The 26,608-nt window shown below is 35.3% G+C and carries 27 protein-coding genes and 1 riboswitch; of the genes, 4 read left to right on the top strand and 23 right to left on the bottom strand.

Annotated features, from left to right (window positions below):
• The 3 genes from HMPREF2963_RS00650 to HMPREF2963_RS00640 all read left to right on the top strand — a co-directional run.
• Positions 1-1,076: P-loop NTPase family protein (locus HMPREF2963_RS00650; RefSeq protein WP_083312510.1), on the top strand; the 1,076-nt coding region annotated here is incomplete at its 5' end.
• 65 nt (positions 1,077-1,141) lie between these two features.
• The gene (locus HMPREF2963_RS00645; RefSeq protein ID WP_006267754.1) at positions 1,142-1,333 is read left to right on the top strand and encodes a DUF3173 domain-containing protein; all 192 of its coding nucleotides are present in this window, start codon (positions 1,142-1,144) and stop codon (positions 1,331-1,333) included.
• A 12-nt stretch (positions 1,334-1,345) separates the two neighbouring features.
• Positions 1,346-2,578 carry a tyrosine-type recombinase/integrase gene (locus tag HMPREF2963_RS00640; RefSeq protein ID WP_006267701.1) on the top strand — a complete coding sequence of 411 codons (1,233 nt, stop codon included), beginning with the start codon at positions 1,346-1,348 and terminating at the stop codon, positions 2,576-2,578.
• A gap of 226 nt (positions 2,579-2,804) precedes the next feature.
• Here the strand turns inward: HMPREF2963_RS00640 and HMPREF2963_RS00635 are convergent, their stop codons facing one another.
• From HMPREF2963_RS00635 to HMPREF2963_RS00555, 17 genes are all read right to left on the bottom strand, one after another.
• Positions 2,805-4,013 (bottom strand): tyrosine-type recombinase/integrase, encoded by a 1,209-nt coding sequence (locus HMPREF2963_RS00635; protein WP_003033026.1) that lies wholly within the window; start codon positions 4,011-4,013, stop codon positions 2,805-2,807.
• Entirely contained in the window at positions 4,006-4,206 is a 201-nt protein-coding gene (locus HMPREF2963_RS00630) for a DUF3173 family protein (RefSeq protein WP_003033034.1), read from the bottom strand. The genes HMPREF2963_RS00635 and HMPREF2963_RS00630 overlap by 8 nt, the downstream gene beginning before the upstream one ends.
• 2 nt (positions 4,207-4,208) lie before the next feature.
• A complete protein-coding gene (locus HMPREF2963_RS00625) occupies positions 4,209-6,986 on the bottom strand; it encodes a DUF927 domain-containing protein (RefSeq protein WP_070668005.1) in 2,778 nt (925 codons plus the stop codon).
• 131 nt (positions 6,987-7,117) lie between these two features.
• Positions 7,118-8,170, bottom strand: coding sequence for a hypothetical protein (locus tag HMPREF2963_RS00620; protein WP_020999604.1), 1,053 nt, complete (start codon positions 8,168-8,170; stop codon positions 7,118-7,120).
• A complete protein-coding gene (locus tag HMPREF2963_RS00615; protein WP_070668003.1) occupies positions 8,171-8,695 on the bottom strand; it encodes a DUF1643 domain-containing protein in 525 nt (174 codons plus the stop codon).
• A gap of 112 nt (positions 8,696-8,807) precedes the next feature.
• Positions 8,808-9,095, bottom strand: coding sequence for a hypothetical protein (locus HMPREF2963_RS00610; RefSeq protein ID WP_003033100.1), 288 nt, complete (start codon positions 9,093-9,095; stop codon positions 8,808-8,810).
• A 99-nt stretch (positions 9,096-9,194) separates the two neighbouring features.
• Positions 9,195-9,914: a DUF2628 domain-containing protein gene (locus HMPREF2963_RS00605; RefSeq protein WP_070668001.1), complete on the bottom strand. Its 720-nt coding sequence runs from the start codon at positions 9,912-9,914 to the stop codon at positions 9,195-9,197.
• 16 nt (positions 9,915-9,930) lie between these two features.
• A complete protein-coding gene (locus HMPREF2963_RS00600; protein WP_018543484.1) occupies positions 9,931-10,200 on the bottom strand; it encodes a Mor transcription activator family protein in 270 nt (89 codons plus the stop codon).
• A gap of 115 nt (positions 10,201-10,315) precedes the next feature.
• A complete protein-coding gene (locus tag HMPREF2963_RS00595; RefSeq protein ID WP_049508564.1) occupies positions 10,316-10,915 on the bottom strand; it encodes a recombinase family protein in 600 nt (199 codons plus the stop codon).
• 251 nt (positions 10,916-11,166) lie between these two features.
• On the bottom strand, positions 11,167-12,012 hold the full coding sequence (locus tag HMPREF2963_RS00590; RefSeq protein WP_006269538.1) for an alpha/beta hydrolase: 846 nt from the start codon (positions 12,010-12,012) through the stop codon (positions 11,167-11,169).
• A 111-nt stretch (positions 12,013-12,123) separates the two neighbouring features.
• A complete protein-coding gene (locus tag HMPREF2963_RS00585; RefSeq protein ID WP_070667999.1) occupies positions 12,124-12,726 on the bottom strand; it encodes a lysozyme family protein in 603 nt (200 codons plus the stop codon).
• Entirely contained in the window at positions 12,726-13,700 is a 975-nt protein-coding gene (locus HMPREF2963_RS00580; protein ID WP_020997781.1) for a nucleoid-associated protein, read from the bottom strand. Before HMPREF2963_RS00580 ends, HMPREF2963_RS00585 begins: the two co-directional genes overlap by 1 nt.
• A 1-nt stretch (position 13,701) precedes the next feature.
• Complete coding sequence (gene glyA, locus HMPREF2963_RS00575) at positions 13,702-14,958, bottom strand: serine hydroxymethyltransferase (RefSeq protein ID WP_070667997.1); 1,257 nt, start codon at positions 14,956-14,958, stop codon at positions 13,702-13,704.
• Positions 14,959-15,007: 49 nt separating this feature from the next.
• Positions 15,008-15,598 carry an L-threonylcarbamoyladenylate synthase gene (locus HMPREF2963_RS00570; protein ID WP_070667995.1) on the bottom strand — a complete coding sequence of 197 codons (591 nt, stop codon included), beginning with the start codon at positions 15,596-15,598 and terminating at the stop codon, positions 15,008-15,010.
• Positions 15,591-16,421, bottom strand: coding sequence for a peptide chain release factor N(5)-glutamine methyltransferase (gene prmC, locus HMPREF2963_RS00565; protein WP_070667993.1), 831 nt, complete (start codon positions 16,419-16,421; stop codon positions 15,591-15,593). Before prmC ends, HMPREF2963_RS00570 begins: the two co-directional genes overlap by 8 nt.
• Positions 16,421-17,500 (bottom strand): peptide chain release factor 1, encoded by a 1,080-nt coding sequence (gene prfA, locus HMPREF2963_RS00560; protein ID WP_049517428.1) that lies wholly within the window; start codon positions 17,498-17,500, stop codon positions 16,421-16,423. Before prfA ends, prmC begins: the two co-directional genes overlap by 1 nt.
• Positions 17,497-18,102 (bottom strand): thymidine kinase, encoded by a 606-nt coding sequence (locus tag HMPREF2963_RS00555; protein WP_070667991.1) that lies wholly within the window; start codon positions 18,100-18,102, stop codon positions 17,497-17,499. Before HMPREF2963_RS00555 ends, prfA begins: the two co-directional genes overlap by 4 nt.
• Positions 18,103-18,205: 103 nt before the next feature.
• On the opposite strand from HMPREF2963_RS00555, the gene HMPREF2963_RS00550 reads away from it, so the two are divergent.
• The gene (locus HMPREF2963_RS00550; protein ID WP_261786447.1) at positions 18,206-18,406 is read left to right on the top strand and encodes a 4-oxalocrotonate tautomerase; all 201 of its coding nucleotides are present in this window, start codon (positions 18,206-18,208) and stop codon (positions 18,404-18,406) included.
• A gap of 76 nt (positions 18,407-18,482) precedes the next feature.
• Here the strand turns inward: HMPREF2963_RS00550 and HMPREF2963_RS00545 are convergent, their stop codons facing one another.
• The 6 genes from HMPREF2963_RS00545 to nox all read right to left on the bottom strand — a co-directional run bounded on the left by HMPREF2963_RS00545 (position 18,483) and on the right by nox (position 26,206).
• Positions 18,483-19,820: an MATE family efflux transporter gene (locus HMPREF2963_RS00545; RefSeq protein WP_070667989.1), complete on the bottom strand. Its 1,338-nt coding sequence runs from the start codon at positions 19,818-19,820 to the stop codon at positions 18,483-18,485.
• 99 nt (positions 19,821-19,919) lie between these two features.
• A complete protein-coding gene (locus HMPREF2963_RS00540; protein ID WP_003069124.1) occupies positions 19,920-21,185 on the bottom strand; it encodes a nucleobase:cation symporter-2 family protein in 1,266 nt (421 codons plus the stop codon).
• Positions 21,185-21,766, bottom strand: a complete 582-nt coding sequence (locus HMPREF2963_RS00535; protein WP_003069126.1) for a xanthine phosphoribosyltransferase — start codon at positions 21,764-21,766, stop codon at positions 21,185-21,187. The genes HMPREF2963_RS00540 and HMPREF2963_RS00535 overlap by 1 nt, the downstream gene beginning before the upstream one ends.
• A 99-nt stretch (positions 21,767-21,865) precedes the next feature.
• A riboswitch (purine riboswitch) is annotated at positions 21,866-21,961 on the bottom strand.
• Positions 21,957-22,940, bottom strand: a complete 984-nt coding sequence (gene guaC, locus HMPREF2963_RS00530) for a GMP reductase (protein WP_003069129.1) — start codon at positions 22,938-22,940, stop codon at positions 21,957-21,959. (Overlaps the previous riboswitch by 5 nt.)
• A 189-nt stretch (positions 22,941-23,129) precedes the next feature.
• Complete coding sequence (locus HMPREF2963_RS00525; protein ID WP_070667987.1) at positions 23,130-24,686, bottom strand: ClC family H(+)/Cl(-) exchange transporter; 1,557 nt, start codon at positions 24,684-24,686, stop codon at positions 23,130-23,132.
• A 146-nt stretch (positions 24,687-24,832) separates the two neighbouring features.
• Positions 24,833-26,206 carry a H2O-forming NADH oxidase gene (nox, locus tag HMPREF2963_RS00520; protein WP_037597045.1) on the bottom strand — a complete coding sequence of 458 codons (1,374 nt, stop codon included), beginning with the start codon at positions 26,204-26,206 and terminating at the stop codon, positions 24,833-24,835.
• Positions 26,207-26,608 lie beyond the last annotated feature (402 nt).

Genomic DNA, 26,608 nt, shown 5'->3' with positions numbered 1-26,608 from the left:
CATCATTAAAGAAAATCGCTCTTGCTATTGGTGTTGAACCACAGTATCTTGAAAGATTAAAATCTGGTCGATATGGTTATGATAATTGTTTGGCATATATGGTACATGCCAAGGATTTTCCTGAAAAATATCAGTATTCTCCAGATGAAGTTATTACTGTTCTTGGCGAAAGCTATAAAAGTATATATCAAAGGAAAATTGAAACGTGGGTCAGAGGTAGAGCAACCAAAAAAGCTAAAGAGACTGACCTCAGTGTAGATTGGTTAATTGAAAAAATTCTAGCAGGAGAAATCAGTAAAAGTAATATTCTTCTTACGGATGAGTATTACGCTATCTATGGTCAGCATAAGAGGAGAATTAATGAAGCATTAGATACAGTCGGAGAACGCAAAAGTTATCAGGCTATTATAGATTTAGAAACAGGAAACTATAAAAAATCTGCTCTATTTATTATGGCGGATAGTGGAGTTGGAAAAACTAAATTTAGTATGGAATTGATTCACCATTTGCAAAATATTGCTAAAGAAAACTATGACTATAATATATCCTATTGTCTCACCGCTTCAAGGAACGCATTTGATGAATATCAAGGACAAGATATTCTATTTTTGGATGATATAAGAGGTGACAGTCTTTCTGTGTCAGATTGGCTCAAACTAACCGACCCTTTCATGATTTCGCCTATATCAGCTCGATATCATAATAAAATGGGTTCTGCTAAGCTAATTATTATCACAAGCACATTGCTACCAAGTGTTTTTTTCTCTCAAGCTGTAGGTAATAAAAATGAGGACAATGGGCAATTTATTAGACGATTTGATTATCAAGTCTATATTCCAGAATCGGATAAATTTCTACTCTCAGTTCCAGAAAAGAATGAACAAGTTGAAGGACAAAACGCTTTCCCAGTTTTTCATTCGTATTCATTTTCTACTGCTACCGAGGTATTAGATAAAGATACAGCAATGGAACGGATTATTAATACAATTTTTGATAATATGAACTTGAAAAATAAAAAGGTTATCAATGCCAGCGACCAAACTAACAACGATAACCCAAACACTCAACAAAAATAGCCAACAACTACTTCTGTTGTTGCTATTGTCTCATATTTTATAATAAATCTCAAGAGGATAGCAAGATGAACATTAAAACAATTGATTATGTATATTTAGTTGAACTTGGTTTTCCCAAAGCTACTGCTCAACAAATTATTAGACAAACTAAAAATAATTTGGTAAAACAGGGATATACACTTTATAGAAATAGACGACTAGGTACTGTTCCAGTTGATGCTGTTGAAGAAATTCTTGGCTTTAAGTTACACGATTGAAAGAGGTAACTTATGGCAAAGACAAATTTTCAAGATGTCTATATTGACAAGAAAGGACAATACTATTATGAGGTTAGTTTAGGAACTGATAATATTACTGGTAAACGTATTAAGAAAAAAGCACGAAAAAATGCTAACGGAAAGAAATTTTCATCTGTTAAGGAAGCATACATAGAAGCTATTAGAGTGAAAAATGACTACTTACAATCACACGGCTATTCAAATTATGATATGACTTACGAGCAGTTCATGAATACGACCTATTTACCATATTATCAATCAGAAGTTAGTGAGCATACATATTCTACACGCCAACCTACATTAAATTTAGTTATAAAGCGATTTGGGAAAAAGAAACTCAAAGATATTTCTATTAGGGATGTACAGAGTTTCAGAACATGGCTCCTCTCAAAAAATGGTGGGAATTACTCTCAATCATACGCTAGTTTAACTTTTGGAATATTTCGTAAAACTTTAGAGTTTGCTGTAAGTATGCAATTTCTTGATACGAATGTTTCAATGAAAGTTAAAGCAATCCCAAAAGGTAAAACACATTCTCAATATTGGACAAAACAAGATTTTGAAGAAGTTATCAGTCATATCTATATTGATGATTTCTATGAACATCTATGCTTCGTTTTATTATGGCTCTATTTTTGTACAGGATTGCGTGTAAACGAAGGTACTGCTTTGTGGTGGAATAACATTGACTTTGATAAAAAACAGCTTACGGTTAATCATATGTTGATTATAAAGAACAAATCAAACTGGCTTCGACAAAATCACACTAAGACAGATTCTGGCTTGCGAACCATCTCATTAGATGATGATACGATTGCTGTACTCAAAAATTGGAAAGAACGCCAAGCAAGTTTGGGAAAAATAAATTTCGTTCTTAGTTATGATGGAAATCCCATGCTGAAATCTACTATATCAAGAATAATCAAACGATATGCAAAATTAGCAAACGTTCCAGAAATACAAGCTAAAGAATTAAGACATTCTCACGCTTCTTATCTTATCAATGAATTAAACGCTTCTGTTCTTATAGTCTCTAAACGTTTAGGGCATTCTTCCCCTGAAATTACATTGAAACACTACGCTCACTTATGGTCAGGTGTTGATAAAGAACTAGCTGACGAAATGACTGGCTTAATTTCAATTAAGCATGCAAACAAAACAATGATACAATTTAATGGCAACCAAGCATTATCTAAAAGGTCGCCAAAATTGTCTCCAAAATAAATCAAAATAGCTAAAAATACTGAAAAATCAACGATAATTAGAATTTATTTTATCGTTGAGTGGGAATAAGTCAACTATAATATTTAAATATTTTTTATTGGTTTTACAAGGATTGACACGTTATTTCATATACTTACCGCAACTTTTAGTTAAGTTATTCCCTGCCCATATCCCTGCTTTTAACCCCCAACGCTAAATTTTATGCGTTGGGGGTTAATTTCTATATTCATTTTTTCTTAATTACTTGGTTACCTTTAAACTTTACTTTACTCTCAACACCATATTTGATATCAATATCGCCTTCTATAGCTTGTGCAACACTTTCATCATTCCTTGACCATAGGTGCGCATAGTGTTTTAGTGTTATCTCTGGGCTTGAATGCCCTAGTCTTCGAGAAATAACTAAGACATCAATATTATGCTCATTGATAAGATAACTTGCATGGCTATGTCTTAATCCTTTGGCCTGTATTTGATGGACACCGCTGATATCAGCATGACGCTTAATAATTCTATTAATTGTTGAACGGTGTAGTGGTGCTTTTGAATAACTGATGATGAACGGACCTATATATTGCTTTTCTTGTCGCTGTTTCCATTTAACCAACAGTTGAATAGTTGTATCATCTAAGGAAATAGTACGCTGACTACTAACAGTTTTTGTATAACTCTTTACTCTATAATTTGCTTTACCTCTCATTTCTAATGTACCGTGTATTCGCATTTTTTTATTTTCTAAGTCTATATCCGCCCATTTTAATGCTAATCCCTCAGATACTCTAATTCCAGTCATATAATATAACCAGATTGCGATAAACGACATATGCTCATAAAGGTCATCTATGTAAAAGCTTGTCAGTACCTTCTCAAACTCTGCCTTAGTCCAGTAAGCTACTGTTGTTCGTCCTTTAGAAATTGCATCCGTCTGTTTAGAAAGGTTCGTTTCAAGATATTGTATTTTTACCGCATAATCTAGAGTCTTTCTAAATACTCCATATATCATTGACGCATAGCTCTGTGAGTATTGGTTATGTGTCAAAAGATATACTCTGAATTTTTCACAATCAGTAAGAGTGATGTTCCTTAACTTTATTTTTCCAAATATCTGAACTAACAAGTTTAGTGCAGGCTGTTTAGAAAGCCATGTTCCTTGTTCTACGCTTTTTTCATACATTGGCAGATAATTTTCTTTCATAAATCGTTCATAGGTTATATCATAATCACTATAATTCTTCACTTTATGATACTCCAGTTTTATTTTGGTAACCTCCTCATACGCTTCTTTAGCTGTACGGAAAGGATTGCCTTTTGCTGACTTAGAGGATTTTTTCTGAATTCGTTTTCCTGTAATTCTGTCTACACCCAGTTCTACACTGTAGTAATAAAATCCAGTTTTATCATTTTTATATACACAAGGATATTTTGTTTTACCCATTACAACTGCCCCCTTCAATTTTAATTCCTATTATTTTTTCTACAGCATAGGTTGGAACAACTCCACAACGTTTATTGAGATAGAATTCATACCCGTTTTCAACAAGCCAACATTTAGCTTGTCTAATAATATTTTTGGCTGTATGTTGTCTATACCCCAATTTAATGAGTGCAGTGTAATCTATCGTTTCCATTCTTAATACCCCCTTATTATCTCTGCCTCTATTGCAAAATTTCTCCAGTGCATTGGTAACTCTAAGCAATACATTGCGATTTTATGATTTTCATAGGTTACATATTTTACACTTCGCCTCTTATCCGCTATCCATTTATTCTGACTTATTAACAGTTGGATGGCTTTTTCAACGTTAGAAATAGAGAATTCTTTTTTCAACATCTTGACGAACTCCTCTCTGAAGAAATAGACTCTATACGTTCCTTTCTGAGCTTTAATCATTCCTATTTTCTTTCCACCTATCGAGTATCCCTCCTTGATGTTGAATAGTCCAGCGTGAGATAAAGTATAATCCACTATCTTATCATATAAATCAGAAGGGATTTCACCTCTTTTATCTAAAGTTTCTTTCTCTGTCTTTATTAAAAACTCGCAAACCCTCTTTTTGTCGATATCTATGTCTAGCAATTCCTTAACCAGAATTGCAGAACTATAAATAATGGCATATAGTGTGCATATTCGGGTCTTAAAGTTACTTTCTGGAAGTTTCTCTAGTAGTTCAGTATAGGCTGTTTGATACACTTTTTTTATGTATCCAGTTCCCTGTTCATGTTTAAAAATTTTTTCCATGAATGCATCACTGGCTACTCCATAGTGCTGAGAACATCTTAGTTTGATATCATCAGCAATAGCTCCATTTTTTGTCCAAGCTTCCTCTGAAGAAAGTTCTATATATCTCATATGCAATCCTTGATTTGAATTAAGGTAGTTTGCCATCGGTACCTCCGAGGTTGTAGCGATTACAGTATTGAATCGTAGCTGTTCAGATAGCGTAGAAGAGGAATTTAGCCGTAAGCGACTTCGACCTTGTCCGATTTGATACAATAGTTCCGATAGGTCTGTACTTCTTGAAGCTGACAACTCGTCAATTGTAGTCACTACTCCTCTATTTTCATTCAAAATAGCAAGTAAAGCATTCTGAGTAGCACTGAATGAATACATGTTATTTACTGGACTAGAGTAAATACTATTAATTAAATGCAGTGCTGTTGTCTTACCGCTTGTTGATTGCCCGTAGAAATTGACGATTAAGCTTCCGATATCAGGCTTATCAGTGATTGCTAGGTATCCTAGTACGATTGAACTAAAACCCACACATAATGCAATCTCCATATTGCTATCAAGTACATTATCAAGGACCATTTGTCTCCATTCTTCAAATGTTCCTCGTGACGACAAATTAAAGAGAGAGTTATCTACTAGTAGACTTACTTCTGTATCTCCATAATTTCTATCCAACCTGAAAGTTAATGTGTCTGAATCGTTTGTTTTCCACCCGACATATGAATGGATATTCTGAATAGGGACTGTTTTTAACTGATAATTCAGATATTCAATAACTTTCTGAGGTGCTGATGCTAAAATAATACCGAATTTTGTTAAATCAGAAATCTTATAAGGTGATAGAGTGATTCCTAATATTTTTTGGGTATTCTTTTTACCTTGAATTAGATACTGAAACTCATATTGAAAGTGGTTTGTGTCAATATTGAAGAAACTTTTGGAAATAAAGAATGGAGTGGATGATATGATTTCAGTCTTTTTATCAGAGATTTTATATATACCAGATTTACTAACTTCGTAATCTCCAAAGTTGTATCTCTTCCCATTAATTAAATCCTCTAGAGTTGGTACCTCTTTCCTACTTGTCGAAGATTCTTTTAATAAGAATTCCTCGGGGCATGGATATTTAGATATGAAATCATTAATAGTTTTACTTGAGCAACTAGCATGGAGACACTTAAACCTACATCTTCCATATTTAGTTATGGTGAAACATGCTCCACTATCAGTATTTGAATGCTCTTTCATTGGGCAAGTTTTGAATGGATATAATTTAGTGCCATGTTCATCTTCTTTATATGAATGAAACTCTAAATTATAATATTTTAGCCATTCTTCACCTTTCGCTAATATATAAGGTTTCTCATTAACCTGTTCCCCATTTTTAGCTGTTGTTTTGTTTTCTTGCTCAGGAAGTGTCTCTTTTAATTGAGAAATTAGTGAATTTAAATTTTCTTCCGTTAAACCATCTGATGTCTCGTTGGGAACATAAAGCAGTTTACTTTGACGGTACGGTCTTTCAGAAGTATTCTCTCCCTTACAATTCAGTGTTCCGTATAAGCGAGTAATGCGACTAGGGTTATATACTGTAACATCAATTTTAGACTGTTTATTTGAAAATTTTTGATTTAGTAAATTTAAAATTAATTTTATTTTATCTTTAGTCATAACTGATGAGAGGAAGTTTAACGGTATTAATAAGTGAATGCCATTTCCTGAATCTGCAATAATTATATGATGTATTGTTATTCCATTAACTTCGAACCATTGTAGAATATTATCGGCCACGGTTATGGCAGATTGCTTTTCTTCCTTTGTAGCACACACCCCGCTCGGACGCTCAGGGTCAATATCTATCAACATAAATCGGTACGAAGAAATATCACTATCTTTAATTGCTACATTTCCTGTCTTACAATCATCATGAATTTTATTAAACGTAGTATAGTAAGCATATTTTGTATCAATTGACACACCTGTAGACACATCAAATTCATCAATTTGACACACTTGATTTTTAGGTGATTTTTCACCTAAAAAACGCAAATTAATTTTTTGAATGCCATAATTACTTAATACTCCTAATGTTCGTCCTACTTCTGAAACAATTGCATCATTGGATATTTCATTTTGACACACTTGACACACTAAATCATTGATAAAGGTACTACTCATATTTAGATACCATCCTTTTTTTAATATATAATTTCTCTTGCGCAGGAGATGGTTATATTATATGACGTATCTTAAATAAAAAATCCCCCAACTCAAAACAGAGATAGGGTTGACATTTATTGGATTTTATGTTAATAGAAGAAAGGTTTTAATTTACAAGATATATTTTTATTTTCAAGGATATTAGCGATTTCTTCGTCTATATAGCGGTATATTTGTTCTAGAGGCTGAAGCTTTTGATATTCATTTAGGTTATTAAAACCATCTTTTCTTGATTTATTAAGAGCATCAGGTAAAGAAATCTTCTTACTAGTGACCCACTCCTCTAGAATTGACCTGTTAGCTATTTCTTGTTTTAACTTATCTGAAATTTCAAATACAAATAAACTTAATATTAATTTCTCAGTATCCTCTCTCTCTTCATCTGTCATTTCATTTAAGTAATCGAATAACTTGTTATTTTCTAATATCATTTTATCTTTCTCTTCAATCAGGAACTTTTCCACATCAATACTTCTATATAACTTAGAGGAAACATTTAGCTCCTTGCTTTTAATCACTTGATGATAAAATTTTTGCTTTTCTATGTATTTATCTTGAAGTGACTCAAAGTACTTTTCGGAGTTCTCACTTAATTCCAATTCATCAAGACCAAAAATAAGCATATTTAATAAGAAATCGTCTTTTATTAAACTATCCCAATCTTGGATTTCTAATTGTTGTTTTTCATATGTAAAGGTACGATTAAATATCAAATAAAAATCATTTAATAGATTATTCAGGTTATAGAATGAAATAAGGATAAATAAAAGATATACTACTGGTTTACTAGAAATTTCTATATCATCTATATTATTTCGAGTAAATCTCATATAGCTGTCTATGTTTTGTAAATTACTCAAAGATTCGGGGAAATAGCTCTCATTTCTTACTTGAGTAATAATATTTTCAAAAATATTAGAATGATATTTTTGAAATTCTTTAGAATGTTTTAAAATGATTATACAAGCAAGTAGCCTACGATAGAAATATTTCTCTATTTTATTATCAAATATACCTACTCGTACTTTTCTTCCTTGTTTTTCTCCAGAATCACTATCCATAAGCTTGCTTTGATATTCATATACATAAAAAATATTTTCTTTTATCTCTCTTATCGTAATATTTCCATTATTGTTCACCATCTAGCTTACTCCTTTTTTACTAACATTATACCACTTTTTCCTTACTTGACTAGCCAATGGATGAAAACAAAACTCTTGATGTTCGTCTGTTAAATACCTTATTTTATCATCTAATTGATTATTTTCGAGCAAATGATACAGGTTATCAAGTCGGTAAGCTACTTGTTTATTTTTTAAGGGTAATGAGCCATAAGCAAATATTATTTCAGATGATTTTTTCACGCATTCCAATATATGGTCATCGTTATCTACATTAGTTGCTTTCAAATAGTTTTTCTTATCAATATCATACTTAGAAAATAAGTTTACACTATAAAAGCCACCATACCCCAGCTTATAAACATTTTTAGTAATTAACATCATTGTCATATCATCTCCTACCAAATTACTAGAACTAGGGTATAAAGTTAGCACTGTAACCATAGGCTTATTATTCCATTGTTTACTAAGAACATATCTATGCTGTCTATTGCTAGACTCTATAATTTCTATTTTGATATTAGCATTTGACTGTTTTTTTGCCATTATATGCCTTCTTTTTCTCCTTTCTATTTTGCTGTAACTCATTTAAATACGAGGTTGTTATCAATACAATAATATCTAGTGTTAATTTTTTCCAAAACATATTTACCTCCTTCTAATTTATAATATATGCTTGTAATTTATTTTCGACCAATAATCCAGTTATAATCGGAATATCTGTTCTAATATGAGTTATGACATATACAATCAATTCATCATAAGCATAGTAATATACTCTTACTTTGTCATCTATCAATAATTTATCACAATTTACAGGTAACAGCCTTCTATCTAATTCAGATACAAATAATTCATAACTTTCGCTGGCTATCTGTGAATAATCAATAGGAGTTTGAGATTCTAAGCGTTGCAATATTTCTTTAACTTTTTCTATATGTTCCATTTTAATAGTTTTTCTTTATATATTTTACTGTAAATAATAAAAGACACAGCACCTTTTTCAAAAAAGTACTATGTCTTTTATTGTTAGAATTGTGTTCTACTATTTCTGATTAATAAAATCGAAGAATATACTCCAATCTTTCGGTAATTGCTCTCCATATTTCTCTTTTCTATAGTATAGATAGTTCGCCTTACGTCCAATTAAGAAACAAAAAATTAGAGCAACCAGCACTCCAACAAGGGGAAAGAAATAAATGACAGAAACTATTAACGCTAGTTGCCACATACCTTTTGTAAGTAACCAAATTGGTGTGAACAAAAATGCCAACCAATTAAACTTCCCTTGATATTCTTCATTACTTCTTTCTATAGCAGAAAATTCGTTTTGATAATATTCTGAATATGACTTATATGAAGAGTCTGAAGTCGTATATTTAGAAGATTCTCTATTTCTTGCTTTACCACTAACCCTTACGCCGCATGATGTACAAACCTCTTGCTCAGCTGTAGTTGTAGCTCCGCAATTTTGACAATAATTATGTCCGTTTAACGGATTAATACCACAAGATGTGCATATTTCGGCTTTTTCATTAACTTTACTTCCACAACCTTTACAGAACGCTTTTGCATCATTACTGTCGGCATTACGTGATACATTTTTTTCAAGATTAACTCCACACGCAACACAAACAACTTGTTCTGGATTTGTGTTTACTCCACAATTATAACAATACGCATTTCCGGTTTGTGGATTTACCCCACAGTTTAAACAAAATTCAGCATTTTGATTTACTTCTTTTCCGCATGTTTTACAAAACATATATAACATCCTCCATTTACTTACTACTACTTTTTTCTTGTACTACTCTATTAATATGCCTAACAGAATACCCGTATTTTTTTGCAATATCTCTTGAATTATTTCCATTAAATTCGGAATAAACTATTCTTTGTAATCCCTCCTTTGATAACAATCTCATGGGAAAATTAATATAAGCTCCTTTATAATGAGTGTATAACAGAATAGTATTTTCTTTTCCTATCAATGAAGCCAACTCCATATAAATTTTATTCCAATCACTAGGGTGTGTTTGTTCTAATGCCATTTTTAAATAATCCCCCCTACAATAAATTTAACTACCCTTTCTAAGACAAATCAACTGCTAAATGACCTAGACAAAATCAACAAAAAGACCATTGATTGCAATTAAGAACTACTCTTTATCTAATTCTTTTCTGAATAATATACACTGTCTGTCTTGATATACCATTTTCCTTAGCTATTTGAGTAACAGGAATTTGTTCATCAAGCATTCGTTTAACATTTTGGTAGATTAACTTATCTTTAGCATTTTTAGCATGTTCATGATACTGCATAGGGCGCCCCTTATAAACACCGCGTTGTTTAGCTAATTGGATACCTTGACGCTGCCTTTCTAAAATTTTTTCACGTTCGTTTTGTGCTATGTAGCCTAATAAGGATAGAAACATGTCAAACATAGCTGTATCTAGTGTATTGTTTCCTGTATTGAAATTTAAAAAAGGCGCATCAATTATAGTTAACTTGATACGCCTTTGTTGTAATTGTCTGACAATTTCTTTTATATCTTGATAATCTCTACCTAATCTATCAAGAGAAGCTACTATAATTTCATCCCCCTCCCTTGCAAATTTCAATAGATTTTTTAATTCTTTACGGTTCATATCTTTACCGCTGACTTTTTCACTGAATATCTTGTCAGCGCGCTCTTTCTTCATCATTTCAATCTGTCTAGCTAGATTTTGGTCTTTAGTTGATGCTCTGATATATCCTATTTTCATTGGTTGTCCCCTTTTTTGTCATGTATTTTTTATAACTCAGATGAATAACTTATCTCACTTGTTATTGTCAATTATGGATACACCCAATTTTGACATAATCCTGCCGTTTTCCCTGCCTTTTATAACAATATATTCGCCCTTAATATTGATTTTACTAGGTATTGTGTGAATCATTTAAATATCGAGTGGGAATAGAAACAGAAAAGCTAAACTTCTTATTTCTTAAAGTTTAGCTTTTTTAATTTGTTACTTTATTTTCCCCACAAAAATTGAATCAGTATTTTATCTACTTCTGGGTTTTCGTGTAATTTGCTATGCTGAGCCAAAGCGCCGGTAATTTTCTTTTCTTGATATGATTTGGCATTATCCGCTACGAGATATTTTAAAGCACGAGATGCTGCATTTAAAACGGAGCCATCTGACCCGTTTTTGTAATCCCCGTAGATATTCAAAACATCAATTTGTTTTTGAGGAAAAATTTCGCGTAAACCTAATAATTTTTGAAAAATCGCACTTGTTTGATTTGGCTTACCAGTTTTTTCATCAACTTTTAAATCAGAAGAAACTCCCATCACCTGTAAACCAGCTGCGAAATTTGCGATATTGACTTGCTTTTGTAACTGTGGCAAACTTTCATCTTGTCCATATTCTAAAAGGTAATAGAGAATGGACATATTTCCAAGAGAATGACCAACCATATTCATTTTCTTAAAGCCATAGGTTTGCTGCAGTTTAGTAACCACTGCTTTTGCATATTGGCTGACCTTATTTGGATTGCGGTTATCCTCATAGTTCACTTCTACGATCGGATTAATAGCTCCTTTAGGGATTTTTCCTTTCAAAGTCACTTGACCGTTTCTATCTACATTTGCGCGAATGATAGTATTGGTCACTCCAGCTTTCTTAGCAGCATTTGTCATGTGTCGTTCGGCATTAGCACTGCTTCCATAACCATGAAAGAAAAGCGTTGGTGTAGTCGATTGTATATACTTTTGTTTATTTAGTTTTCCTTCAGCATTGACACGATAAAAAAATACAGCAGATATAGCGATTAAAATCGTTAAAATCCCTGTAATTAGAACTATTTTCTTCATCATTCCACCGTCTCTTTCTATAAGATATTTATTTAAGTATAGCATGGAACAATATAAATAACAATTTATCTGATTGAAAAAACTTAGTAGCCTCAGACCACTAAGTTTAGTACATTAAAACCAATTCATCACTTTCATGATATACATATTCATCCGAACTTGACGAGAGTAATAGAAATTTCCTCCATTGATATAGAGTTTAGAACCATGTAAGAGTGCAATGGGATGATAATAAGAATATGTCTTTCCAGTCACGTTTCCTAAACTTGGTGCAACAATATTTTTGGAATATTTTTTTGCCAAATCAAGGGTATTTTCGCCACCGTGTTTTGCAATATAATCGATGTAAGCTCGACCAAAGTTATAGGCTTGTACAGCGGTCCAAACATCTACTTTCTTTTCTTGAGCTACATTTAGATTCGCAGATAAGGTCTGAACACCTTGACGAATGCTTTCTTTATTATCTAAAATAGAGTTTTTCTGACCCGTCGCACTTTCACTAGATTGCATGACATCAGAAACTTTTCCTTTTGTTTCTGTGTAAATCATAGCAAGGACTAGTTCCTCATTGGCTGCAGTATCTTGCTCGTCTAGCACTTCTCTCACTAAGCTACGGTAGGTCATCACTTGCTTGACATCATGATGAACTTGAACAAGCTTGTAACCAACAAAGATTAAAAGAATGAGAAGGATCAATTTTCTAAGAATTTTAAACATTATTTACTTTGGATATCTTCTATGTTTTTGATGAGAATGGAATAGGTTCCATTCTCGTTTTGTATGAACTCTACGGATTCCGCATCTTGATAGATGTTATTGGGGACAATGAGTTCAATCCCATTTGAAAGAGAGAGCTTTTGATTTTCAAATTTTTTCTTCTGACGGCTACTATCAATTTCATCGAATTTAATAGTTTCTGGAATGACTTCCTTAACTTGATCAATGAAAGTCAAGCGAGCTGTAAGATTGTTATCAAATAGTTCATCGGCTAGTTTTTCTGGCGACAATTCATCGTTTTCTTCTAAGTTTTTAAAAATAGATGATTTAACCTTGGATTGAAATTGAAAATCATCCTGTTTAAAAGTTTCTGCGACTTTTTGAGCAGTTTTTTCTAAGGCTTTAATAGATTTTTTAGGCGAAGTTTTAGGATTGACTTGTAATAGATTATCAGAAAAATAATTGAGGAAAGCGCCATTGTATTTAATCCGTTTTTCAATCAAATGGTATTTACGAGATTGAAGGTTAATAACCAAGGCTTCATCAGCACCTGTACCAAATCCCGGCAAGTTGTTCTGGGTGATCTTAATAGGATTGTCTACTTCTCCACTCAAATGAGTGAGTGTTTCTCGTAGAGCAATGCGCAAAAAAGCAAAATGCTCGACTCCTTCCTTGTCAAATTGAACAAAAATCAAATCGTTGGTTTTCTGATTTTCGCTTACCAAAAATTCCTCTTTCCAGAGATTGGCAATAGTGATAGAAGTTTCTAAAAGGTCTTTTGTAATATGTGATAAAAAGACACTAGCTTCGGTAAAAATACCCGTTTTGGCTTCATCCGAATAGACATGTTCAATCTTCTTACGGAGATATTCCTCAATTTTAGGAGTAATATTGAGATATTTATCTGCTAAAAGAAGGTCGGTGTCTGACGGACTAAATTGATGAATAATAGCTTTTTTTACGTAAATGTCCATTTCAGTCCTCATATAGTGGAAAGGCATCGGTCAATTCTTTAACTTCTGCACGAACCTGCTGTAAAACAGCTTCATTCTCTGCATTTTCTAAAGTTTTGATGATCAATTCTGCTACTTTAGTACTTTCAGCTACCCCAAAGCCACGAGCTGCAATAGCTGCAGTTCCGATACGAATGCCACTTGTTTTAAATGGAGATAAGGTTTCATAAGGGATAGAGTTTTTGTTGAGAGTGATATGGACATCATCCAAAAGGTTCTGAGCGACTTTTCCATTTTCAACGACTTTGGTCACATCTACAAGAAAAAGATGATTCTCCGTACCACCTGAAATGACACGAAAATTAGCATGTTGCTGGAATACTTGAACCATTGCCTTAGCATTATCCAAAATCTGCTGAGCATAAACTTTAAAATCTGGATCCAATACTTCTTTGAAAGCAGCTGCTTTAGCTGCCACAACATGCTCTAGTGGTCCTCCTTGAATGCCTGGGAAGATTGCAGAATTGACCTTTTTCGCCAATTCTTCATCATTGGTTAAAATGAGACCGCCGCGAGGGCCTCGAAGGGTTTTATGAGTGGTAGTTGTCGTAATATGTGCATACGGTACTGGACTTGGATGCAAATCAGCAGCAACTAAACCGGCAATATGAGCCATGTCTACCATGAGTTTGGCTCCGACAGTATCTGCAATTTCACGGAATTTAGCAAAATCAATAATATGTGAATAGGCAGAAGCACCTGCAACAATCAATTTAGGTTTGACTTCTTTAGCTTGTGCCAAAATAGCCTCAAAATCTAAAAGTTCCGTTTCAGGATCGACATTATAAGACACAAAGTTATAGGTTTTCCCAGAGAAGCTAACAGCTGCGCCATGTGTCAAATGTCCGCCTGCTGCAAGATCCATTCCCATTACTGTATCACCTGGCTCAATTAAGGCCATATAAGCCGCACAATTCGCCTGACTGCCTGAGTGGGGTTGAACATTGGCAAATTTTGCTCCAAAAATTTCTTTAGCACGTTCAATTGCTAATGTCTCAATCACATCCACAACGTCCGTACCACCATAATAGCGACGACCTGGATAACCTTCGGCATATTTATTGGTTAAAATAGAACCTTGTGCTGCCATAACAGCTTTTGAAACAACGTTTTCTGAAGCAATCAATTCAATATTGTTTTGCTGACGTTTTTCTTCTGCAGCAATGGCTTCCCAAAGCTCAGCGTCATATTCTTTATAGTTTTTATGGTCAAAAATCATAAGAGTCTCCCTTCTCTTAAAGCGGGGCTAAAACCTATTTAGTCAAGGTTTAGAAGTGAATTTCTGGAATTTTAGCGAGAATTTCTTCGCAAGTGACAGCACCTTGGCGTAGAATATATGCTGTTTCACCAGATAAATCCAAAATAGTTGAATCCTGTCCTGTTAGAAAAGCATCATCTTCTATACCAAGAACTTCGTGATTGAAATCGGTCATAATTTGCTGGAAGTTTACTCCGCTACTCTTTCCAGATAAATTTGCGGACGGACCAATGAGAGGTCCAAATTTTCTAATCAAGTCCAATGTTTTAGGATGACTAGGAACACGAAAACCAATTGTTTTCATACCTGAATTTACCCAAGTTGGAACTTGTTCATTAGCTTGTAAAATAATAGTTAAAGGACCGGGTAGAAAAGATCGGTAAAGCCTTTCTAGATACTGAGGCTGATGTTTGGAAAATTGATAAATATCTTCTAAACTTGAAACATTTAAATTCAAAGCTTTGTTGCGAGGTCTATCTTTTAAATCATAGACATGATTGACAGCCTGCTCGTCCAATGCCTTACAAAATAAACCATATACCGTTTCTGTTGGCAATACGACTGCTCCTCCGCTACTCAACGTTTCTTCAATTTTATCCACGATCTACCACTACCATTCTATCTTTTCCGAATTGATCTTGCAAGACACGAATTCTCATTTTTGGAAATGCAGACTCAAATATTTTTTTTACATGTTCCCCTTGTTTGTAGCCAATTTCGAGATAGATTTTTCCTTTTTCTGTCAAATGTTTTTGGGCGTTCTGAGCAATTTTTCGATAAACAGCATACCCGTCTTCTTCAGCAAAAAGAGCAAGATGAGGTTCTGAAGCAAGTACATTTAGTCCTACTTCTTCTCTGTCCGTCTCTGAAATATAGGGCGGATTGGATACAATAATATCATACTTTCCTGTAATTGCCTGAAAACAATCAGACTGAACAAAATCAATTGCTACATCAATTGCTTCCGCATTTTCTTGCGCCAAATCCAGAGCATCTTGGGAAATGTCGGAAGCCGTGACCTGCCAATTCGCACGCTCAGCAGCCAAAGATAGAGCAATTGCTCCACTTCCAGTGCCAATATCCAAAACTTTCAGACTGCTATTTTGATTTTCAGACAAGATAAGGTTGACCAATTCCTCAGTTTCTGGTCGGGGAATTAGCACTCGTTCATCTACTTTGAACGAATGTCCATGAAATTCTGCGTTCCCAATAATGTATTGGGCAGGTCTATGAACTAATAATTGAGATTGAATCTTTTTCAGTAATTCTATATCATCTTCTGTTGCTTCTGCCTGCATTTTCAACACAAATTGGGTAAAAGATAAGTTTCTCAAAACTTGAAAAGTAAAGGAGAGACTTTCAGCTTCTTCGCCAACTGCTTCAAGCTGTTTTTCCATTTCAGCAAGAATTTGAGCTAATTTCATTATTTATTCAATTCTTCTAGTTTTTGTGTTTGGTCATACAATACCAAGGCATCAACAACTTCATCCAGTTTGCCAGCTAAAATCGTATCTAGCTTTTGCAGCGTTAAACCAATACGATGATCTGTCACACGATTTTGTGGGAAATTATAGGTACGAATTCGCTCTGAGCGATCTCCAGTACCAATAGTTGATTTTCGCTCAGCATCTTGCTCGTCTTGCGCAATTTGCGCAAAATGGTCCGCTACGCGCGCACGAATGATCTTCATAGCTTTGTCGCGATTCTTTTGTTGGGTTCGTTCTTCCTGCATTTCAACCTTAATATTTGTCGGCAAATGAACGATCCGAACGGCTGTTGCAACTTTGTTGACATTCTGACCGCCAGCACCAGAAGCGTGATAAATGTCAATTCGAAGATCTTTTGGATCAATATCATATTCCACTTCTTCAACTTCAGGCATAACTAAGACGGTTGCTGTTGAAGTGTGAACTCGTCCTTGACTTTCTGTTACTGGGACACGTTGTACGCGATGAGCACCTGATTCGTATTTTAATTTGGAATACACGGATTGACCAGAAACCATCGCTACTACTTCTTTGAAGCCACCGACTCCATTCATGGAGGCTTCCATAACCTCAAATTTCCATCCTTGCGATTCGGCGTATTTTTGATACATTGTCAGAAGATCACCAGCAAAGAGTGAAGCTTCATCACCTCCTGCTGCACCACGGATTTCTAAGATGATGTTTTTATCATCGTTTGGATCTTTTGGTAAAAGAAGAATTTTCAATTTTTCCTCGTATTCTTCTTTTTCAGCTTTTGCATCTTTGAGCTCTTGCTTTGCCATTTCTTCCAAATCAGCATCGCCAGTAGCATCTTTAATCATTTCTTCCGCATCTGTAATATTTTGAAGAACCCTTTTATATTCACGATAAGCTGCTACCGTATCGCGCGTACTCGCTTCTTCTTTGGACAATTCCATAAAACGCTTGGTGTCACTGACAACATCAGGGTCACTCAAAAGCTCCCCCAGCTCTTCGTAACGATCTTCAACGGCTTGTAACTGTTCATAGATATTCATCGTTTGCTATTTTCTCCTTCACTTCTCATTTCCTCTATTTCTGGTTTAAAATAATGCTTCCGACAGACAGGAATATATGTTTCATTCCCACCGATTTGAATCTGTTTCCCTTCATAGACCGGCTTACCATTCGTTGTTCTCAATACCATGGTTGCTTTTTTGGAGCAAAATTGACAAATGGTTTTAATCTCATCAATTTTATCTGCTAGAAGCAGGAGATATTTGGAGCCTTCAAACAACTCATTGCGAAAATCATTTTTCAAACCAAAAGCCATAACTGGTACATTTAATTCATCAACTACTCTTGCCAAATCATAGACATGATGACGAGATAGAAACTGCGCTTCATCAATCAATACACAATAAGGTTTTTCGGGCATTTCTTGAATAAAGCGGAAAATATCAGTATCTTCTGCTATCGCAATTGCTTTTCGCTTCATTCCGATACGACTAGAAATAACGCCGAAACCGTCACGTGTATCAAGTGCGCTCGTCATAATGACAACACCTTTGCCTTGTTCTTCGTAGTTGTGTGCTACTTTTAAAATTTCGATTGTTTTGCCCGAATTCATCGTGCCATATTTATAATACAACTGAGCCATTTTCTTTAATTCGTTCCAAATTCTCCAATTTTTAATATTTCTTATTTTACCATATTCTGACACGCTTTAAAACCTAATTTATGATAAAATAAAAATATCAAAGATAAAAAGGAGAAACAACATGCCATTTGTCAGAATTGATTTATTTGAAGGACGCACGTTAGAACAAAAGAAAGCTCTTGCAAAAGAAATTACTGCTGCTGTCGTGAAAAATACTGGCGCACCACAATCGGCTGTTCATGTCATTATTAATGATATGCCAGAAGGAAGTTATTTCCCACAAGGAGAAATGCGTACAAAATAACAAAAAAAGAATCTTGGATAAAAATCTGAGATTCTTTTTGTTTCAAAATAGTAAGAAAGCATGTGCGGTATATAACCTAATTTCTTTTTTGAATATGGTTAAGTCGGAGTTGATATAAAATGCCACTAACAACCAGACTGACAATTAAGCCAAACCAATAAGCAAAGGGACCTAAATTTGTGATGTGATCTAATAGTAATCCAATAGGCAACGCCACCCCCCAATAACCAATCAATCCCAAATAAAATGGCACTTTTGTATCCTTATAACCGCGTAAAATTCCTTGCAGAGGCGCTGCAAAAGTATCTGCTAATTGAAAAAACAAACTATAAGTTAAGAAAACCGATGTCAGACGAATGAATTCTTTGTTCGTTCCATACAATGAAGCGACTTGATGACGAAAAAGATATAAAAATGTCAGTGTGAAAATAGCAAATCCCAGTGCGGTCACTCTCCCAAGAGTACAATATTTTCTCACGTCATCCAGTCGTTGAGCACCAATTTCGTAAGATACGATAATCGCCATTGCATTAGAAATACTCATGGGGAAAGCATACATAAGATTTGAAAAATTGATAGCAGATTGGTGACTGGCAATGACTAATGAAGAAAATTTTGCCATGAGTAAACTGACAACTGAAAATATCACAACTTCTGCAAAAACGGTCCCTCCAATAGGAAAACCTAGGCGCATGCCTTCCAGCAACCCTTTTTTGTCTAAAGGACGAATTTTCCATAATTGATATTTTTTGATTTTAGAGTGTCTTTTTGCAACGACCATTGAAAGAATTAGCAGTACCCAGTAGGCCAATGAAGTGCCTAACCCTGCTCCTGCTCCGCCCATTTCTGGAAATCCAAAAGCACCATAAATTAGAATATAGTTAAAGCTAGCATTCAATGGCAACAGAAGTAACATTAGATACATAGATAGTCTTGTCAAACCTAAAGCATCTAATATAGAGCGAACAACACTAAATAAAAGTAACGGGATAATTCCAAACGCTAAATACCAGAGATAATGTATAGCAACTTTTGCTACTAAAGGTTCTAAGTTCATGTTGGACAAAACCAGCGGTCCGCCTAAAAAAACGAGGCCGAACAAGAGAAGAGACAAGCCAAGAGATAAATAAATAAACTGATAAAAATCAGAAGCGACTTTTTCTTCTCGATTTTGTCCTAAATGATGCCCAATAATTGGAACCAAAGCTGAGATAATGCCAGTTAAAAAAGTAAAGAAAGGACTCCATAAACTAGTCGCCATTGAAACTCCGGCTAGATGTAAAGTATGGTAATGTCCCGTCATTGTTGTGTCTACAAAAGAGGCTGAAAAATTGGCAAGTTGATAAATCAAAATTGGCAAAAAAATTGAGACGAATAATATCATTCGTTCTTTTAAATTGCGAGTTTGGTACATAAAATCTCCTCAAACAGTTCTTTCTCTCTTAACTATACTATAAGCAATTGGAATAGTCAAAAAGGCTAGGAGAAAATCTTCCCAGCCTCTTGTCGAGCTTTATCTCTTCTCACGATTTAAACTAAGATTCAATACAATCGCAATGACGCTCGCCATAACAATTCCATTTGAGAAAAACATTTGCAAGCCAGTTGGCAAACTGTTAAAAAGATTGCTTCCATTTAGGCCGACTCCTGCGGAAATAGATACAGCGGCAATCAAGAAATGATGTTCATTGTGTTCAAAATCAACTCGTGCTAGCATTTGCATTCCTTGGACAGAAACAAAACCAAACATGACAAGCATGGCACCACCGAGTACAGGACTTGGAATAATTTGTGCCAAAGCGCCGAATTTCGGTACCAATCCTAACAAGACTAAGAATCCTGCTGCATAATAAATTGGGAGCCGTGTTTTTATTCCAGAAAGTTTGACCAAACCAACATTTTGTGAAAATCCTGTATAAGGGAAAGTGTTAAAAATACCGCCAAGAAGCACTGCAAGTCCTTCTGCACGATAACCATTTCGCAGACGAATGCTGTCTAACTTTTCATTCGTAATATCTGAAAGCGCAAAATAAACACCTGTTGATTCTACCAAAGAAACTGTTGCGATAATACACATCATGACGATGGATGAAAGTTCAAACTTAGGTATTCCAAAATAAAACGGTGTCGGAACATGTACAAGAGGAGCTTGAGTTACTGGCGCAAAATCTACTAAGCCCATAAAGCTAGCACTAATCGTTCCAATAATTAAGCCAATCAGAATGGAAATGGATTTTAGAAAGCCTTTCGCAAAGATATTTACTAACAGTATAATTAAAATCGTGACAGCAGCCAACAGCAAACTTTGTGCAGTTGGTTTTTCACTATTATTTCCCATATTGCCAATCGCAACAGGAATAAGTGTTAAACCAATGGTAGTAATGACTGAGCCCGTCACAATTGGTGGAAATAAATTAGCAATTTTAGAAAAAATGCCTGCAATCAAAAGAACGTAGATACCGGAAACGATGAGCGCTCCAAACATAGCTCCGCTTCCATGTTTTTGACCAATCATAATCAGAGGTGCAACCGATTGAAAAGCAACGCCAAGTACGACTGGCAAGCCAATTCCGAAATATTTATTGAGTTGCAATTGCAAGAATGTTGCCACACCACACATAAAAATATCTGTGGAGATAAGATAGGTCAGCTGTTGGCTCGAATAACCTAGCGCACCGGCAATCATAATGGGTACAAGGATTGACCCAGAGTACATTGCTAATAAGTGCTGCAAACCTAAGACAGCCGCCTGTGAATGTTTTTCTTCTTTCAGTTCCATTATGCATCAGCCTCCATAAATACAACTTTTCCATTTTCAAATTTTTGAATACGAGCCAACGAAACGACTTTTCGCTTATCTTCTTCTAGCAACTTTCTTCCTTCTTGGAATGATTTTTCAATCACAATGCCAATCGCTTCCACATGGGCACCTGATTGTTCAATGATATTAACCAGCCCTTTAGCTGCTTGCCCATTTGCTAGAAAATCATCGACAATAAGTACTTTATCGTGACGATTTAAAAATTTCCCTACAATTGATACCGTACTTGTCACTTGTTTGGTAAAAGAATAAACCTCGGTCGTTAAAATTCCTTCCGTCATAGTGATGTTTTTTGACTTTTTCGCAAAAATTATTGGAACGCCCAACGCTTCTGCTGTATAAATAGCAGGTGCGATGCCAGATGCTTCAATTGTCACAACTTTTGTAATACCAGCCGAGCGAAAATAGGTTGCAAACACTTTCCCAATTTCTTTCATCAAGTTGAAATCGACTTGGTGAGTCAGAAATGAATCCACTTTTAAAATATTTTCTCCTAAAACATTTCCATCTTTTAGGATACGTTCTTCTAATAATTTCATAAAATCTCCTTTTAGAAAAAACAAAAGGCTTGCTAAAAGCAAGCCTAAAACAATTGGTTAACCAACTGAATACAAAATTCCTTGCTAAAAACATAGCAAGAAAGTTGAAGACTTACTTATTGTTAGACATTAGGTGCCTTGTAGAAACATTACGCCAAATTCGTAATATAAATAAGTAATTATTTTATTGTTAATGCGCATCACCGTTCCAAATGGAATTTTTCACAATGACATAATCTACGTGCTTAAGACCAGCTAAGTCTCTTCCGCCAGCATAGGAAATAGCACTTTGCAAATCTTGCTCCATTTCTACCAAAGTGTCAGCTAAATGTCCTTTAACTGGTAAAAGAATTTTCTTTCCTTCCACATTCTTATACGTACCCTTTTGGTACTCTGAAGCCGAACCATAATACTCTTTGAACTGTTTGCCGTCTACTTCGACCGTTTGGCCTGGACTTTCGATATGACCTGCAAATAGGGAACCAATCATCACCATGGTAGCACCAAAGCGAATGGATTTGGCAATGTCGCCATGCGTACGAATACCACCGTCTGCAATAATCGGTTTGCGAGCAGCTTTTGCACACCAACGAAGAGCCGCTAATTGCCAGCCACCTGTACCAAAGCCAGTTTTTACTTTTGTGATACAAACTTTTCCTGGTCCAATGCCAACTTTGGTTGCATCTGCTCCAGCATTTTCCAGCTCACGAACAGCTTCTGGTGTCCCAACATTTCCTGCAATCACGAAAGTATCGGGGAGTTCTTTTTTGATGTGCTGAATCATATCAATCACACTATCTGAATGTCCATGCGCAATATCAATCGTGATATATTCTGGTGCATCTTCTTTCAACTGGCTAACAAAATCATATTCATAATTTTTCACACCAACTGAAATAGACGCAATCAGTCCTTGCTCATGCATGCGCTTGATGAAAGGAATGCGGCCAGCTTCGTCAAAACGGTGCATGATGTAGAAATAGCCACTTTTCGCCAATTTTTCTGCTACATCTTCATCCAGAATTGTTTGCATGTTAGCTGGAACAACAGGAAGTTTAAAAGTATGATTCCCAAAAGTAACTGTCGTATCTGCTTCTGAGCGGCTTTTGATGATACATTTATTCGGAATCAATTGGATATCTTCGTAGTCAAAAATAGGAAATTCGTTCAGCATATCATTCTCCTTTAATTTTATGCTAAAAATGACCTACCTATGCTTTCGCATCGCTACGCCTTTCCTGACGTTTCCTTTAGTATTATAACACAAGGTACAGAAATTACAATATAATGACGTATAATATTTTTTATCGTTCGGAAATTGCAAGTTATTCTTTCAGATTCTAAAAAAAGAGGTCCCCCTCTTTTATAATAGTAAATCTTTAATGCGTCCAATATCTGATTTTTTCAATACCACATAAATCATATCTCCTAGATACAGGCGCGTGCTGCCATTCACTGTTTGGTTCTTTCCGTTGTGGTGTTGCATGGTAATCAGAATATCTCTTGGCAGCTCCAACTCATGAACTTGCTTGCCGGCTATTTTTTCAGAGACAGGAATTTCGATAAGCGTCGTCTCTCCGTCATCTGCCACACTATCTGGAAGCATTCGTTCTAGCATAGCTTCATACACAGGTGCTCCGCCCAATAAATCCATTACAACGTATGCCACTAAAGTCACTAAACCAAGAGGCATGAGGTTTCGTATATCGCCAACCATCTCAGTCACCAAGATAATTGCTGTCAATGGAGCTTTAGAAATTGCACCAAAGTAGCCGCTCATACCTAAAATAATAAAAATAGGAAATTGCTCTTGTGTTGCAAAGCCTAATTGCACACAAATGACGCCAGCAATTGCTCCTAGAAGAGAGCCGAGAGCTAAAATGGGTAGAAAAATACCGCCAGGAAGCCCGCTACCATAGCTAATCATACTCCAGATAAAGCGAATAACGAAAAACATCATTAATGTTAATAGCAGATAGTGTTGACTGGTTAAAGAGAGAACCAGTTGATTGCCACCACCTAAAAGTTGTGGAAGAAAATACCCTATTGGAAGAATGAAAGAGAAAGCTATAATGGGATAGTATTGCGAAGAAAGGTGCAAAACTTCTCCAATCATATCATAAATACGAGGCATAGCTAGAACAACTTTTTCATATAAAAATCCTGAAAAACCAAGAAAAATTCCTAACAACAAATAAAGCCAGTATTGCCCTAGCCCCATCAGAGGAATATTATCTGGCATATTTAATACAGGAGTCATTCCAAAAATCATAAGCGAAACAAAATTCGCCGTTAAACTTGCCGCCAAAGACGAGACCCAAAAGAAACGCGAAAAATGATGATAGACTTCCTCAATAACAAACAGTAAACCCGCAATCGGAGCATTAAAAGCTGCTGCCAGCCCTGCTGCCGCTCCACTAGCAATCAAAGAACGCTCTTCCACAGGGCTTAAATGAAGATATTTGGCAATTCCCTTTCCTCCCATTGCTCCAAGCTGAATACTTGGACCTTCACGCCCTAACATCAAGCCGCTTGCAATGGCTAAAACCCCAAGAATATACTTTTTCCAGAGGACGCTCCACCATGACAAGCTCATCAGTCCTTTCAATTCCGCTTCTACTTGCGGAATTCCAGAACCTTTAATATTCTTTTCTGAAAGCGTTAATTTTGCACTAATCCAAATGACACAAGCATAAAACAGCAGAATGAAAACAAACCAAATGGTATTGCCATGGCCTTGTTGATAGAAATGTTGAACAATATGAAATCCTTTTTCAATCAAAAAACGAAAAGAACCAACAATTGCACCCACGATGATTCCGACTAAAATTCCTCTTGAAACTTGCAGAATGATTGAACTAGATGTAAATGCGAATTCTTTCTTAGTATTTGATACTCCTTTTTCTGTCTGAACAGACATCATTGCCTCCCGAATATGTTCTCTTTCTATTTTAGCATAATTTTTCATTTTTTATTGCTTGCGGAAATTGTTTTGGAGAATGAAATCTAGATAAAAAATCAAACCAGCCTCATACGAAACTGGTTTGTAAACTCAATATCTTATCCTTATTTTTCAGCTGTTAAAGCTGCCATTGTAATGTAGTTATAAGGCTTGTTAAAGTGTGGCAGGAAGAAAATATCTGTCAACGCTAATTTATCAATAGTCACTTTTTCTTGGATTGCAAGTGAGAAGAGATGAATACCCATTGAAATATCTTCGTGTGAAGCCATTTGTGCTCCAAGAATGACACGTGTATCTTTATCGAATACGATACGAATAGCCACTTCATGGTTATCGTGTTTGATAAATTCTGGCTTTTGAAGGTCGTTAAAGCCAGTTTCGACGGCATTGTAACCAGCAGCTTTTGCTTTTTCTAAGGTCAAACCAGTTGAAACCATTTTAAGGTCGTAAATGTTGATACCGTTTGAACCTTGCACACCAATGCCTTCTAACTCATGACCAGTAGCGTTGTAAGCTCCGACAATACCTGAACGAACAGCATTTGAAGCAAGGGCGATATAACTCATATCATCTAGAGCATTGTCATAAATCGTTGCACAGTCACCAACTGCATAAACTCCTGGAATGCTTGTTTCTTGTTTTTTATCAACAAGGAAAGCACCATTATGGAAAAGCTTAATTTTGCCAGCGCCAAGAGCCGTGTTTGGACGGAAGCCAACAGCCATAATGACCATGTCAACATCAAACGTTTCTTTATCCGTTACAATCCGTTCAACTTTGCCTTCACCTTCAACCGCTTGCACAGTTTGACCATAGGCAAGTTTAATGCCATGATCTGCCAAGTTTTTACTCATCAAGTCAGACAATTCACGATCGTAGTAACCAGCAAGACAAGTGTCTGCCACATCAATCAAGGTCACTTCTTTTCCGAGACGTTCGAAAGCTTCTGCCAGTTCAACACCAATGTAACCAGCTCCCACAACAGCAACACGATTAATACCTTCGTTGTTTTTCAGCTTTTCAATCACTTCGGCAGAATTTTGATACAATTTTACAAATTGAATATTTTCAAGAGTTGCTTTAAATTCGCGATTACCTTCAACAATTTCTACGCCTTTTATTGCTGGAATAATCGGTTGTGAACCTGTTGCAAAAATCAATTTTTCATAAGATTCTACATGCTTTTGCCCATTTACAAGTGCAGTCACTTCTTTTTTGTCGTAATCAACGGACAAAACAGGACTTTCCATATAAACTTTAGCACCTTTAGCTTCAAGCTTTTCTTTATCTGAATAGAACAAACCTTCTGGACCATCAATTTGTTTTCCAATCCAAAGTGCCATTCCACATCCTAAAAATGAAATATTTGAATTTTGATCAAACACAACAATTTCATTCTCATTTCCAAAGTTGTCAAGCATCGTATTGATACAAGCTGTGCCGGCATGATTGGCACCGATAACGACAATTTTACTCATAGAGCAATTCCTACCTTAATTTTAATTTACAGACTTATTATAACATCTCGTGTGAACGTTTACAATATATTTGTTCATAAAACTGAAAAATATTACATTTCTTATCAATTTAATAGAACTTTTCATGAATGATTTCATTTCTAATCTCAATGTATGTAAGCTCCCTCCAGACGGTATTATTCTGTTTGAGGTAGATAGTTCCTTTGTCATTATCATAAAATTATTTAGAAAAACTTTATGAAAGTACTATTTATCTGTTACAATAAAGATATAATAAAAGGTATTGATGACATCTTGTAGGTGGTCAAGCCAGTGTCGACACTACTTCTGGCGCTTCAGATGCAGGTAGCCACAGTGACGGTGCGGGTGAAGGAGATGCTACTTCTGCTGCTTCCAGTCATT

Source organism: Streptococcus sp. HMSC067A03 (assembly GCF_001814295.1).
Lineage (GTDB): Bacteria > Bacillota > Bacilli > Lactobacillales > Streptococcaceae > Streptococcus > Streptococcus constellatus.
This window is presented reverse-complemented; position numbering and strand designations above follow the sequence as displayed.